The following is a 12,203-nucleotide window of genomic DNA, read 5'->3' as shown; positions in this document are numbered from 1 at the left end:
TGAACCACCGCATTCGCGAGCAAGCCCGCTCCCACATTTTGATCTCCACCCGCTCCAAGGCATACTTGCCGCCTCCAGCTCCCCAGAATTGCTAGCACCCCATGCGTATCCACGTCAGCTTCATCGACCGCGTCGGCATTACCCAGGAAGTCCTGGCTTTGCTCGGTGGGCGTAATCTCAACCTGGATGCGGTGGAAATGGTGCCGCCCAACGTCTACATCGACGCACCGACGCTCAGCGCCGATGTCCTCGAAGAACTGCGCGACGCCCTGTTCAGCGTGCACGGCGTGCAGGCCGTCACGGTGGTGGACATCCTTCCCGGCCAACGCCGCCACCTGCAACTCGATGCCCTGCTGGCGGCCATGACCGACCCGGTGCTGGCGCTGGACAGCGCAGGCAAGATTCTTTTGGCCAACCCGGCGCTGATCGCCCTTTACGGCCGTGAACCGGCCGGGGAAAGCATCAGCGAGCTGTTCAACGACCCGACGCTGCTCGATACGTTGTTGGAACACGGCTTTCGCCTGGCTCTGCGCGAGATCAGTGTAAACGGCCAAACCCTGCTGCTCGACGCCACGCCGATCACCGACGCCGGCGCCCTGCTCACCCTCTACCAACCCAACCGCATCGGCGAACAGCTTTCGGCATTGCACCACGACCATGCCGAAGGCTTTGATGCGCTGCTCGGCGAGTCCCCGGTGATCCGCACCCTCAAGGCGCGGGCACAGCGGGTGGCGGCGCTGGATGCACCCTTGTTGATCCAGGGCGAAACCGGCACCGGCAAAGAGCTGGTGGCGCGGGCCTGCCATGCCATCAGCGCGCGCCACAGTGCGCCGTTTCTGGCCTTGAACTGCGCGGCGCTGCCGGAGAACCTCGCCGAAAGTGAGCTGTTTGGTTACGCCCCCGGCGCCTTTACCGGCGCACAACGCGGTGGCAAACCCGGCCTGATGGAACTGGCCAACCAGGGCACGGTGTTTCTGGATGAGATTGGCGAGATGTCGCCGTACCTGCAGGCAAAGTTGCTGCGTTTTCTCAATGACGGCAGCTTTCGACGTGTCGGTGGCGACCGCGAAGTGAAGGTCAACGTGCGCATCCTCAGCGCCACTCACCGCAACCTGGAAAAGATGGTCAGCGAAGGTACCTTCCGCGAAGACCTGTTCTACCGCCTCAATGTGCTTAACGTCGAAGTGCCGCCGTTGCGCCAGCGCGGCCAGGACATTCTGCTGCTCGCGCGCTACTTCATGCAGCAGGCCTGCGCGCAGATCCAGCGCCCGGTGTGCCGCTTGGCACCCGGCACATACCCGGCGCTGCTGGGCAACTCGTGGCCGGGCAATGTGCGCCAGTTGCAGAACGTGATTTTCCGCGCAGCTGCGATCTGCGAAAGCACCTTGGTGGACATTGGCGACCTGGATATCGCCGGCACCTCGGTGGCGCGCCAGAGCGATGGCGAAGTCGACAGCCTGGAACAGGCGGTGGAAGACTTCGAGCGCGGCCTGCTGGAAAAGCTTTACACCAGCTACCCCTCGACCCGCCAATTGGCCAGCCGCTTGCAAACTTCTCATACAGCCATTGCCCATCGCTTGCGCAAGTACGGCATTCCGAACAAGCCCTGAACCCGCAAAATCCAAATATGGAATGCAGAACCCTGTGGGAGCGGGCTTGCTCGCGAATGCGGTGTATCAGCCACAGATGCTTCAACTGACAGACCGCTTTCGCGAGCAAGCCCGCTCCCACATTGGAATGCATTTCAATTTTGGTCCAGGAACGACATCGGCTGTACTGAAAGCGCTACAGCGTAACGATATCGCTACAACCCCGCTTTTTGCGCGCCATGCAAGGCTTTGATCCACATAGGCTTTTTTTCTTCCCTACAGCTGTATCGAAATCGCTACAGCCAACGGCTATAAATACACAACAAATATTTACAACCGATTGATTTATAACGATTTATTAATATTGGCCGCAATTTTGCTTTGTAACTCCCCATTATCCCAATCCCGTCCACCAGACGAATCTGGCCCTGAGGAGTTTCCATGAGCGAGTTGCGTTTTACTGAAGACCACGAATGGCTGCGCGCCGAAGCTGACGGCAGCGTCACTGTGGGTATCACCGCTTTCGCGCAGAACGCGCTGGGTGATGTGGTTTTCGTGCAACTGCCGGAGTTGCAGGAATACGAGAAAGGCGCCGAAGCCTCCACCGTGGAGTCGGTCAAAGCCGCCAGCGGCGTATACATGCCCCTGACCGGTGAAGTGCTTGAGGTGAACGACGCACTCAGCGACAGCCCGGAGCTGGTCAACGAAGACCCGATGGGCGAAGGCTGGTTCTTCCGCTTTAAACCGGCCGATGCCGGTGCAGTGGCTAAGCTGTTGGATCAGGATGCGTACGACCGCCTGATCAAAGCCAACGCTGAAGCCTGAGGAGCGCACCATGACCGTCAATCTCAGCACCGCCAACGAATTCATCGCCCGCCACATCGGCCCGCGCCAGGAAGATGAGCTGCAAATGCTCGCGAGCCTGGGCTTTGATTCCCTCGAAGCCCTGAGCGCCAGCGTAATCCCGGAAAGCATCAAGGGCACCAGCGTGCTCGGCCTGGACGACGGCCTGAGCGAAGCCCAGGCCCTGGCCAAAATCAAGGCCATCGCCAGCAAAAACGAGCTGTTCAAAACCTACATCGGCCAGGGCTACTACAACTGCCACACGCCGTCGCCAATCCTGCGCAACCTGCTGGAAAACCCGGCCTGGTACACCGCTTACACCCCGTACCAGCCAGAGATTTCCCAGGGCCGCCTGGAAGCGCTGCTGAACTTCCAGACCCTGATCAGCGACCTCACCGGCCTGCCGATCGCCAACGCGTCCCTGCTCGACGAAGCCACCGCTGCCGCCGAAGCCATGACCTTCTGCAAGCGCCTGAGCAAGAACAAGGGCAGCAACGCGTTCTTCGCCTCGGTCCACAGCCACCCGCAAACCCTCGACGTGCTGCGCACCCGTGCCGAGCCGCTGGGCATCGACGTGGTGGTGGGCGACGAGCGCGAACTGACCGACGTCAGCCCGTTCTTCGGCGCCCTGCTGCAATACCCGGCGAGCAACGGCGACGTATTCGACTACCGCGCACTGACTGAACGCTTCCACGCCGCCAACGCCTTGGTGGCCGTGGCCGCCGACCTGCTCGCTTTAACCCTGCTGACCCCGCCGGGCGAGTTCGGCGCCGACGTGGCCATCGGCAGCGCGCAACGCTTCGGCGTGCCGCTGGGCTTCGGTGGCCCGCACGCGGCCTACTTCTCCACCAAGGATGCGTTCAAGCGCGACATGCCGGGCCGTCTGGTCGGCGTTTCCGTGGACCGTTTCGGCAAGCCGGCCCTGCGTCTGGCCATGCAGACTCGCGAGCAACATATCCGCCGCGAGAAAGCCACGTCGAACATCTGCACCGCCCAGGTGCTGCTGGCCAACATCGCCAGCATGTACGCCGTGTACCACGGCCCCAAAGGCCTGACCCGGATTGCCGGGCGTGTGCACCAGTTGACCGCGATTCTGGCCAAGGGGTTGACCGCCTTGGGCCTGAAGGTCGAGCAGCAGAGCTTCTTCGATACCATCACCCTCAACACCGGCGCCAACACTGCCGCACTGCACGACAAGGCGCGCGCCCAGCGCATCAACCTGCGTGTGGTGGATGGCGAGCGTGTCGGTGTGTCGGTGGACGAAACCACCACCCAGGCCGATATCGAAACCCTGTGGTCGATTTTCGCCGACGGCAAGGCGCTGCCAGCCTTCGCCGAGACCGAGAGCACCCTGCCCGCCGCGCTGCTGCGTCAGTCGCCCGTGCTCAGCCACCCGGTGTTCAACCGCTACCACTCCGAAACCGAGCTGATGCGCTACCTGCGCAAGCTGGCCGACAAGGACCTGGCGCTGGACCGCACCATGATCCCGCTGGGTTCGTGCACCATGAAGCTCAACGCCGCCAGCGAAATGATCCCGGTGACCTGGGCCGAGTTCGGCGCCCTGCACCCGTTCGCCCCGTCCGAGCAAAGCGCCGGCTACCTGGAGCTGACCTCCGACCTGGAAGCCATGCTCTGCGCGGCCACCGGTTACGACGCGATCTCCCTGCAACCGAACGCCGGCTCCCAGGGCGAGTACGCAGGCCTGTTGGCCATCCGTGCCTACCACCAGAGCCGTGGCGATGAGCGCCGCGACATCTGCCTGATCCCGTCGTCCGCCCACGGCACCAACCCGGCGACCGCCAACATGGCCGGTATGCGCGTAGTGGTCACTGCCTGCGATGCGCGTGGCAACGTCGACATCGAAGACCTGCGCGCCAAGGCGATCGAGCACCGCGACCACCTGGCGGCGCTGATGATCACCTACCCGTCCACCCACGGCGTGTTCGAGGAAGGCATCCGCGAAATCTGCGGCATCATTCATGACAACGGCGGCCAGGTGTACATCGACGGCGCCAACATGAACGCCATGGTCGGCCTGTGCGCACCGGGCAAGTTCGGCGGCGACGTGTCCCACCTGAACCTGCACAAAACCTTCTGCATCCCCCACGGCGGTGGCGGCCCGGGCGTTGGCCCGATTGGCGTCAAGTCGCACCTCACGCCATTCCTGCCAGGCCACGCGGCCATGGAGCGCAAGGAAGGCGCGGTGTGCGCGGCGCCGTTCGGCAGCGCAAGCATTTTGCCAATCACCTGGATGTACATCAGCATGATGGGCGGCGCGGGCCTCAAGCGCGCTTCGCAGTTGGCGATTTTGAATGCCAACTACATTTCCCGTCGCCTGGAAGAGCACTACCCGGTGCTTTACACCGGCAGCAACGGCCTGGTCGCGCATGAATGCATCCTGGACCTGCGCCCGCTGAAAGACAGCAGCGGCATCAGCGTGGACGACGTGGCCAAGCGCCTGATCGACTTCGGCTTCCATGCACCGACCATGTCGTTCCCGGTGGCCGGTACCTTGATGATCGAGCCGACCGAAAGTGAATCCAAAGAAGAACTGGACCGCTTCTGTGACGCGATGATCGCCATCCGTGAAGAAATCCGCGCGGTGGAAAACGGCACGCTGGACAAGGACGACAACCCGCTGAAAAACGCGCCGCACACTGCCGCTGAACTGGTGGGCGAATGGAGCCATCCGTACAGCCGTGAGCAAGCGGTGTACCCGGTGGCGTCGTTGATCGAGGCCAAGTACTGGCCACCGGTGGGGCGTGTGGACAACGTGTTTGGCGACCGCAACCTGGTGTGTGCGTGCCCGTCGATCGAGAGTTACGCGTAACCGACTGACGGAACACAGTCCAATGTGGGAGCTGGCTTGCCTGCGATAGCGGTGTATCAGAGACAGAAATGTTGCCTGACACACTGCCATCGCGGGCAAGCCCGGCTCCCACATTGACCGAGTTCAACCACAAGATTCTCGCCCAATAATAAGAAACCGGAGAACAACCATGTCCCTTAGCGTGTTCGACCTGTTCAAGATTGGCATCGGCCCCTCCAGTTCCCACACCGTCGGCCCGATGCGCGCCGCCGCACGCTTCGTCGAGGGCCTCAAGCGTGACAACCTGTTGAGCGCCACCGCCTGCGTCAAGGTGGAACTCTACGGCTCGCTCGGCGCCACCGGCAAAGGCCACGGCAGCGACAAGGCCGTGCTCCTCGGCCTGGAAGGCGAACACCCGGACACCGTGAACACTGAAACCGTGGCCACCCGTCTGGCGCAGATGCGCAAGGACGGCCGCCTGAATCTGCTCGGTGAACACAGCATTGCGTTCAACGAGAAAGAACACCTGGCGATGATTCGCAAACCCCTCGCCTACCATCCCAACGGTATGATTTTTCGCGCCTTCGACGCCGCGAATATCCAGATCCGCAGCCGCGAGTATTACTCGGTCGGCGGTGGTTTTGTGGTGGATGAAGACGCCGCCGGCGCTGACCGCATTGTCGAAGACGCCACGCCTCTGACCTTTCCGTTCAAGCACGGCAAGGACTTGCTGAACCACTGCACCACCTACGGGCTGTCCATCAGCCAGGTGATGCTGACCAATGAAAGTGCCTGGCGCCCCGAAGCGGAAACACGCGCAGGGCTGCTGAAAATCTGGCAGGTCATGCAGGATTGCGTGGATGCGGGCTGTCGCAACGAAGGGATCTTGCCCGGCGGGTTGAAGGTCAAGCGCCGCGCGGCTGCGCTGCACCGCCAGCTGTGCAAGCACCCGGAATCGGCACTGCGCGATCCGCTGTCGGTACTCGACTGGGTCAACCTCTACGCGTTGGCTGTCAACGAAGAAAACGCCAACGGCGGGCGCGTGGTCACCGCGCCGACCAATGGTGCCGCCGGGATTGTGCCGGCGGTGCTGCATTACTACATGCGCTTCATTCCAGGCGCGAACGAAGACGGCGTGGTGCGCTTTCTGCTTACCGCCGCTGCCATCGGTATTTTGTACAAGGAAAACGCCTCGATCTCCGGCGCCGAAGTCGGCTGCCAGGGCGAAGTCGGCGTGGCCTGTTCGATGGCAGCGGGTGCACTGTGTGAAGTGCTGGGCGGCACGGTTTCCCAAGTGGAAAACGCCGCCGAAATCGGCATGGAACACAACCTCGGCCTGACCTGCGACCCCATCGGCGGGCTGGTGCAAGTGCCGTGTATCGAGCGCAATGCCATGGGTTCGGTCAAGGCCATCAACGCGGTGCGCATGGCTTTGCGCGGTGATGGGCAGCACTTCGTCTCGCTGGACAAGGTCATCCGCACCATGCGCCAGACCGGCGCCGACATGAAAAGCAAATACAAGGAAACCGCCCGTGGCGGTTTGGCGGTCAACATTATCGAGTGCTGACGCCCAAGGCGCGCCAGCACGTTTTTCAGGAGCTGAATATGTCCACCGAAACCCTGTTGAAAACCCCATTGCACGCGCTGCACATTGAACTCGGCGCGCGCATGGTGCCCTTCGCCGGCTACGACATGCCGGTGCAATACCCGCTGGGTGTGATGAAGGAGCATTTGCATACCCGTGATCAGGCCGGGTTGTTCGACGTGTCCCACATGGGCCAGATCCGCCTGACCGGCGCCAATGCCGCCAAAGCCTTGGAAACCCTGGTGCCCGTCGACATCATCGACCTGCCGGTGGGCATGCAGCGTTACGCCATGTTCACTAACGAACAGGGCGGCATTCTCGACGACCTGATGGTGGCCAACCTGGGTAACGACGAACTGTTCCTGGTGGTCAACGCGGCTTGCAAGGATCAGGACCTGGCGCACCTGCGCCAACACATTGGCGAACAATGCACCATCGAGCCGCTCTTCGAAGAGCGCGCCCTGCTGGCCCTGCAAGGCCCGGCGGCGGTGAAGGTGCTGGCGCGCCTGGCGCCTGAAGTCACCCAAATGACCTTCATGCAGTTCGCCACTTTGCGTCTGCTGGGCGTGGACTGCTACGTCAGCCGCTCGGGCTACACCGGTGAAGACGGCTTCGAAATTTCCGTACCCGCCGCCAACGCAGAAAGCCTGGCACGCAGCCTGCTGGCAGAGACCGAAGTGCAGGCCATTGGCCTGGGCGCGCGCGATTCCCTGCGCCTGGAAGCCGGCCTGTGCCTGTACGGCCACGACATGAACACCGACACCACGCCAATCGAAGCCAGCCTGCTCTGGGCCATCTCCAAGGCCCGCCGTGCCGATGGCGCGCGCGCAGGAGGCTTCCCGGGTGCCGACCGCATCTTCACGCAGCAGCAAGCCGGTGTCAGCCGCAAACGGGTAGGCCTGCTGCCACAAGAGCGCACGCCGGTGCGTGAAGGCGCTGAAATCGTCGATGAACACGGGACTGTCATCGGCAGCGTGTGCAGCGGCGGCTTTGGCCCAACCTTGGGTGGCCCGCTGGCCATGGGTTATCTGGACAGTGCATTCATCGCGCTGGATACCGAAGTGTCTGCATTGGTACGTGGGAAGAAGGTGCCACTACGTGTAAGTAAAATGCCATTTGTACCGCAACGTTACTATCGTGGTTGATTGACTGTTCCTATAAGTAACGCGACTGCATCAGCGTGCACTAAACTGTAACGCAACCGCCATAAAACAGTGCATTGACGATAGTCAATGCACTAGGACTTTACCTATAACAAGTGATCAACTCTATCGAATAAGTGGGATCCAAACCGTGCATAAAAGTATCACCAACCCGAGCAAACGCTGGGCTTTTGGCAGGGCTTGTTTTTTCTGTATTAGTTGGCGTAAAGTTTGGCCACTGTGTTTGCATGGGTCGCTTTGAACCTGGACCTGGGCAGTAGCCAAAGAAGTTCGCTACAACCCGTTCGACGTCTCTTACTTTCCTGCAACCCAGCCCAGTACTCTTTCATGTGAAAGGGGCTGTCATTAATTTTTAGCGTCAAAGGAAAGAAGAAAATGGCTGATCGTCAGAGCGGTACCGTCAAGTGGTTTAACGACGAGAAAGGGTTTGGTTTTATCACTCCAGAAAGCGGTCCGGATCTGTTCGTCCATTTCCGCGCTATCCAGGGCAACGGCTTCAAGAGCCTGAAAGAAGGCCAGAAAGTGACCTTCGTTGCTGTGCAAGGCCAGAAAGGCATGCAGGCTGACGAAGTACAAGCAGAAGGCTGATCCTTCCTGCGACAAAAAGCCCCTGATGGTGACATCAGGGGCTTTTTTATGCGCGTTTGTTCGTAGAATGGCTTTTTTATTCAGAGCACCCTGCCATGTCCAAACCCTTGCTGAACCCCCAGGGCGAGTTTCCCGCCGTTGGCCTGGGCCGTCGCCTGGCAGCCATGTTTTATGATTTTTTGTTGTGCACCGCCCTGCTGATCGTCACCGCATTCCTCTACAAACTGGTGTGGATCGCGTTTGTGGGCGAAGCCAAAATGCGCACGCTCACCGAGTCCGGCGCGCTGGACGGTGACCCGTTGCTGTCGACGATTCTGTTGTTTGTGTTGTTTGGTTTTTTTGCCAAGTTCTGGACCCACTCGGGGCAGACCCTGGGCATGCAAGTGTGGGGCGTGCGGGTGCAAAACGCCGACGGTTCGCGCATCAGCCTGTGGCAGGCGCTGTTGCGGTTTGTGGTGGCGATTGCGTCGTGGTTGTGCGTGGGGTTGGGGTTTATCTGGTCGTTGTTTGATAAACGAAAGCGCAGCTGGCATGACATCTATTCAGATACGCAGCTGGTGCGGATTCCCAAACAAAAGAAGTAATTTCAGAATGGCGGAAATTCAAATGTGGGAGCGGGCTTGCTCGCGAAATCGGTGTATCAGTCAATAAATGTGTCGACTGACACTCCGATTTCGCGAGCAAGCCCGCTCCCACATTTTGCACCGTGCCTGGTTGGAATTATGCGTTGCCCGCCAGTTTGAGGCGCGCCGCCTGGGTGAAATCCAGCATGCGCTTGAGCGGGCGCACGGCATGCGGGATCACCGACGGTTCGACGAAGATCTCGTTACTGCCCTCACGCAGGCATTGCAGCGTGCGTTCCAGCGTATTCATCGCCATCCACGGGCAGTGCGCGCAACTGCGGCACGCGGCGCCGTTACCGGCGGTAGGCGCTTCGATGAAGACCTTGTCCGGGCACAGCTGCTGCATCTTGTAGAAAATGCCGCGGTCGGTGGCCACGATGAAGGTTTTGTTCGGCAAGCGCTGCGCTGCGGCAATCAGTTGGCTGGTGGAGCCCACCGCGTCGGCCAGCTCGATCACTGAGGTCGGCGACTCCGGGTGCACCAGGATGGCCGCGTCCGGGTACAGCGCCTTCATGTCTTCAAGCTGCTTGGACTTGAACTCCTCGTGCACGATGCACGCACCGTCCCACAGCAGCATGTCCGCACCGGTCTGACGCTGGATGTAAGTGCCCAAATGTTTGTCGGGCCCCCAGATAATCGTCTCGCCGTTGTCCATCAGGCTTTCGACGATTTCCAGCGCGCAGCTGGACGTCACCACCCAATCGGCGCGGGCTTTGACCGCTGCCGACGTGTTGGCGTAGACCACTACCGTACGCTCGGGATGCTGATCGCAGAATGCCGAAAACTCATCCACCGGGCAGCCAAGATCCAGGGAGCAGGTGGCTTCCAGGGTCGGCATCAGAATGCGTTTTTCCGGGGTGAGGATCTTGGCGGTTTCGCCCATGAAACGTACACCGGCCACCAGCACGGTCTTGGCCGGGTGAGCCGCACCGAAGCGGGCCATCTCCAGGGAGTCGGACACGCAGCCACCGGTTTCTTCGGCCAGGGCCTGAATCACCGGGTCGCAATAGAAGTGGGCAACCAGCACCGCGTCTTGAGCTTTCAGCTCGGCGGCGATGGCGGCACGCAGGCTCGCCTCTTCGTCGGCGCTGAGAGCCTTGGGCTGCTTGGCGTCGAGGTGGGCTTGAACCAGAAGGCGTTCGGAAATTTGCGTCATGTTCGCAAGACCTGCAGGCGCAGTTGCGCGAAAGTCGAGTGTACCACCGGCTCTGGAGCCCTTCGGGCGCCGCCGGACGAAGTGATTGTGTTCATCAAGCACGGGTGAAGCTGCGCAAGGCTACAGAATATCGAATCGATTCAAAAGCCTAATCTGGCATCCGGGCGCACGCCTGTCGGGCAAAAAAAACGGGAAGGCCCCGTGATGAGCCTTCCCGCTTTCATGGCGCGCAACCTCAGTGCATCAGTACAGCGGGATAGTCATGTAGCAGCACCGAATCCTGCATGGCCGCCAGGGCGTCATTCAAGGTTGATTGCTCCCGCGCGTCCTTGGACTTTTTAACTGCCTGGGCTGCGTGCTCCAGCAACGCCAGGTAGTCACGTTTGAACGAGCCATCTTTGGGCACCACCGTGTCTGACACCAACTGGGCCATCTCGTACTTCTGGGTCCGGGTGTTCTGCACCGCCGACTGCGACACAGAAGCACTCGCCAGTTGGCCATCCTTATAGGAGAAGCTCGCGGTGCTGCTGGCCTTGTCCTGGACTTGCACATACAGATAGTTCTGCGATTCGCGGGTGCCATCCAACACCGGTGGCTCACCACCGCCGAGGCTTTTGTGGAAGTTTGCCGACAGCACCGACTGCTGGTTCTGGGTCACGCTGCGGTCCGCGCTGCTGCGGCCATTGACCTGGGTCTTCTGCGACACGGTGTAGGAGAAGCTGTCGACTTCCTTAGGACGCATTGCGTTGGACGCAACGACGGCCTGCTTGATCGAAGCCTTGAAGTCCGCCAGCCCTGTCAGCAAACCTTTGTCGGTCGGGTTGTTGCTCAATGCATTCGTTGCGCCAGGGCGTTGGGGGGGATAGTTGCTGTTCATGGCACTGAACGCGTCCTTGAACATCGCTATCAAGTCAGCGTTGGCGCTACCGCGCTCTTGCACCCGGTCGAACTGGGCGAGGTAGGTTTTCAGCGCCTGGGCTTGCTGTTTGGCGTCACCCAGGATTGCCGTGTTTTTCAGGTCCACAGACAGGTCGACGTCGCCGGCCGGGCCACTCATACGTGTGGTGCGGGTTTGGCTGTCGGCGTGGAACGCCAGGCTCAGGTCCTCGTCCGCCTGGTTTTTGAGCTTGGCGACGAGGTCCACCGACTTCAGCACGTGGGTGTCGAACTGGGTCAGTTTGCTCAGGTCGAGTTTCGGCGGTACGGCGCTCAACCCATCGACCGAAGCCTGGAACGCCACCCCCAATTGGCCGACGGCTTTGAGTTCATCCGCGGTCAAATCGCCGCCGTCGACGGTGGCCTGCACGCCCAAGCCGTCTTTCTTACTGAACAGGCTGAACGTCACCGTCTTGCCGCTGGCGGTCTTGATGCTGAGGCTGATTTGGTTGTCGGCCTTGCTGTGCAACACCGCCTGGTCGGCCTTGATCCCGCCGGTATCACCGGCACGCTCTGCCGTGGTGTTGAGCACCGATTGTGAAATCCCCGCCCCGCCGCCCCCGGTGAACTGATCCACCAACGCAGCACCGAGGCCGCTGTAACGGCTGGCCGTGGAGATTGAACCGAAGCGTTGGCTGATCGCCTGGGTGACTGCGTCCTGATTATCGTTTTCCCAGGCCCACACGGTTTGGCGGCCGGGGAGCTGCCCGTTTTTGGAATAGAGATCGATAACGTCGGCCACAGGATTTCCGAGGCTGACCACGGAAGACGGCCGGGCCGGTGAGACGTCGAGGGTGTTCGCAAGCGCTGCCGGCGGTGAGGTCGTGGCAGCGCGAAGAATGAGGGGATTGGTCGCGATGATCGGCGTTAGCGTAGTCATGACAGTCCGTGTCCTAAAAGCTGATTAGCCT

The 12,203-nt window shown here is 60.9% G+C and carries 9 protein-coding genes; 7 read left to right on the top strand and 2 right to left on the bottom strand.

The window, feature by feature from the left end; genetic code table 11:
• The first annotated feature begins 101 nt into the window (after positions 1–101).
• From AB4P94_RS12720 to AB4P94_RS12690, 7 genes are all read left to right on the top strand, one after another.
• The gene (locus AB4P94_RS12720; RefSeq protein WP_395610799.1) at positions 102–1,610 is read left to right on the top strand and encodes a sigma-54-dependent transcriptional regulator; all 1,509 of its coding nucleotides are present in this window, start codon (positions 102–104) and stop codon (positions 1,608–1,610) included.
• Between the two features lie 420 nt (positions 1,611–2,030).
• Positions 2,031–2,414, top strand: a complete 384-nt coding sequence (gene gcvH, locus AB4P94_RS12715) for a glycine cleavage system protein GcvH (RefSeq protein ID WP_395610798.1) — start codon at positions 2,031–2,033, stop codon at positions 2,412–2,414.
• A gap of 10 nt (positions 2,415–2,424) precedes the next feature.
• A complete protein-coding gene (gene gcvP / locus AB4P94_RS12710) occupies positions 2,425–5,262 on the top strand; it encodes an aminomethyl-transferring glycine dehydrogenase (RefSeq protein WP_395610797.1) in 2,838 nt (945 codons plus the stop codon).
• 169 nt (positions 5,263–5,431) lie between these two features.
• Positions 5,432–6,808 (top strand): L-serine ammonia-lyase, encoded by a 1,377-nt coding sequence (locus tag AB4P94_RS12705; RefSeq protein WP_395610796.1) that lies wholly within the window; start codon positions 5,432–5,434, stop codon positions 6,806–6,808.
• A 38-nt stretch (positions 6,809–6,846) separates the two neighbouring features.
• Positions 6,847–7,971 carry a glycine cleavage system aminomethyltransferase GcvT gene (gene gcvT / locus AB4P94_RS12700; protein WP_395610795.1) on the top strand — a complete coding sequence of 375 codons (1,125 nt, stop codon included), beginning with the start codon at positions 6,847–6,849 and terminating at the stop codon, positions 7,969–7,971.
• A gap of 393 nt (positions 7,972–8,364) precedes the next feature.
• Positions 8,365–8,577 (top strand): cold-shock protein, encoded by a 213-nt coding sequence (locus AB4P94_RS12695; RefSeq protein ID WP_014339904.1) that lies wholly within the window; start codon positions 8,365–8,367, stop codon positions 8,575–8,577.
• A gap of 95 nt (positions 8,578–8,672) precedes the next feature.
• Positions 8,673–9,161, top strand: coding sequence for an RDD family protein (locus AB4P94_RS12690; RefSeq protein WP_395610794.1), 489 nt, complete (start codon positions 8,673–8,675; stop codon positions 9,159–9,161).
• 136 nt (positions 9,162–9,297) lie between these two features.
• Here AB4P94_RS12690 and nadA read toward each other — a convergent pair whose 3' ends face one another.
• Positions 9,298–10,356 carry a quinolinate synthase NadA gene (nadA, locus tag AB4P94_RS12685; protein ID WP_395610793.1) on the bottom strand — a complete coding sequence of 353 codons (1,059 nt, stop codon included), beginning with the start codon at positions 10,354–10,356 and terminating at the stop codon, positions 9,298–9,300.
• A gap of 235 nt (positions 10,357–10,591) precedes the next feature.
• Complete coding sequence (locus AB4P94_RS12680; protein WP_395611328.1) at positions 10,592–12,034, bottom strand: lactate dehydrogenase; 1,443 nt, start codon at positions 12,032–12,034, stop codon at positions 10,592–10,594.
• Between the last annotated feature and the right edge of the window lie 169 nt (positions 12,035–12,203).

The sequence above is a fragment of the Pseudomonas sp. B22129 genome (genome assembly GCF_044218875.1).
GTDB lineage: Bacteria > Pseudomonadota > Gammaproteobacteria > Pseudomonadales > Pseudomonadaceae > Aquipseudomonas.
Note: the sequence above shows the minus strand (reverse complement) of the source record. Positions and strands in the feature narration are given on the sequence as shown.